The sequence below is a fragment of the Caballeronia sp. LZ008 genome (assembly GCF_031451435.1).
GTDB lineage: Bacteria > Pseudomonadota > Gammaproteobacteria > Burkholderiales > Burkholderiaceae > Caballeronia > Caballeronia zhejiangensis.
Genome location: NZ_JARUXK010000016.1, coordinates 1 through 1,931 on the forward strand (window position 1 = coordinate 1; position 1,931 = coordinate 1,931).

Here is a 1,931-nt window from a genome sequence, read left to right on the forward strand (position 1 = left end):
ACCCAGCCGAAGCTCACGCAGGCCACCGTCGATTCGGTCAAGAACCACAGTCAGGAAATCTTCGTCCAGTGCCTTTACATGCTGCCTGTCGTCGGCAACGCCATGTCGTTGTCTGACGTGGGCATGGACATTTACCGCATTGTCAGCCAGCCGGGTGAGTCGAAGAGCTTCACCGCATGGGGCATTCTCGCCATCGACGCCATCGGCGTGATTCCAGCGGCAGGCAACGCGAGCCGTCCCGCGCGCGCGGTCGTCAGGGAGGTGCTGCTCGCATTCGCCAAGGGCGCGGGGGCGGCCGTGCTGGTCGATCTGTTCTGGGCGACAGCGGGCGGCGACGCGATCGCCTTTATGGAGCAACTCGACGAGAAACTGAAGGGCTGGCTCTCTGAAATCGACGGCGGTATTGCAGATGTTTCGCGCACCGTGCGCAGCTTCGTGAAAGACCCTGTGTCGGCCGGCAAGCAAATGGGTCTCATCAAGGAGAACACAGGCTTTCTGTCGTGGTTGCCGACCGGTGAAGAAGTCACCCTGCATGGCATCGATGAATTGCTGAAGCTCTCGGGCCAGCGCGACACGATCCTGAAATGGCTCGATGCCTTCGACGCCAACCGCAGCGCGATGCTCAAGCAGGCATTCGGCGATGCGGCCACGGCCGGCACTCTGATCTTCATGGCCGCTCAGGTCGTAGCGGAAATCAAGCGGCGCAAGGCGCGCGGCATTCCCTCGCATACCGCGCACGCCGCGCCCGGCACGATGGAAAAGCCGCACATCAAGCCTGGCGAACATCGCGAGACCACGCAGAAAGGCGCAAAGCCCAGCGACCTGCCCGCGAAGGACGGCTGTGGGTGTCCGGCAACGGCGAGCAAGAGGCCCGTCAACTACGCGATGGGCGACGAGAACCTCGAACAGACCGACTTCGCGCTCGACGGCGTGACGCCGATCGTCTGGACGCGGCGCTATCGGTCGAGCCTTTGCGCTTACGATGCAAGCCCGCTCGGTGCGCGCTGGACGAGTCCCTATCACCTGTCGATCGACGAGCACGACAGCGGCGCGCTGACCTTCTTCGATCCGGACGCGCGCGCGGTGCCGCTGCCCGCCGTCCCGCTCGGCGATTCGATCGAGGTGCCGAGCGAGCAACTCACCATCAGCCGAGTCGATGCGCGCACTCTGCAACTCGCCTATCCCGATGGCTCGCGCGAGGTCTACGAGCAAAGCCGCACCGTGAAGACTTCGCGCTACCGGCTCGTTGCCCGCACAGGCCGCGACGGTCTCGGGCTGACGTTGAGCTACAACGACAAGGACGAACTGACCGGCATCACCGACGGCGCGGAGAACACGATTCGTATCGAGAACGTGAACGGGCGTGTGGCGGCAATCTATCGGATCGGCTTGCACGGCAGCCGCGACGAGGCGATCGCGCAGTACACGTACAGTCCAGAAGGCGATCTGATCGAGCACCGCGACGTACTTCATCACGCGCGCACGTATGTCTATCAGCATCACCTCCTTACGCGCTACACGGACTTCAACGGCAACCCGGCCAATCTCGAATGGGACGCGTTGGGCCGAAGCGCGGCAACGTCCGCGCAATCGCGCTGCGTGCGGACGTGGATCGCCAAGGACACAATCCTCGACCGCGAAATGAACGTTCACGCGCTGGCCCCGAAAGAGGACACGCGCTTCGAATATCACCGCGAGCACTGGTACACCAAGGTCACGGACAGCGAAGGCAACGCCACGATCCATCGATACGACCAGCACAACCGCATCATTCTGGTCGAGCATCCGGACGGAACCAGCGATGCGTTCAACTGGAATGAGAACAATCAGCTCGTCAGCACGAAGAACGCGCTCGGTCAGGTGCAGCGCTTCGAATACGACGAGCAAGGGCGTGTAAGCGCCGTCACCGACGCCCTCTCGCAGACCACGCG

1 protein-coding gene is annotated in these 1,931 nt (G+C 63.0%); it reads left to right on the forward strand.

All coding sequences use genetic code 11. The features are described 5' to 3' along the window. On the forward strand, positions 1-1,931 hold a 1,931-nt coding region (locus QCE49_RS33510; RefSeq protein ID WP_309806855.1), incomplete at both ends, for a DUF6531 domain-containing protein.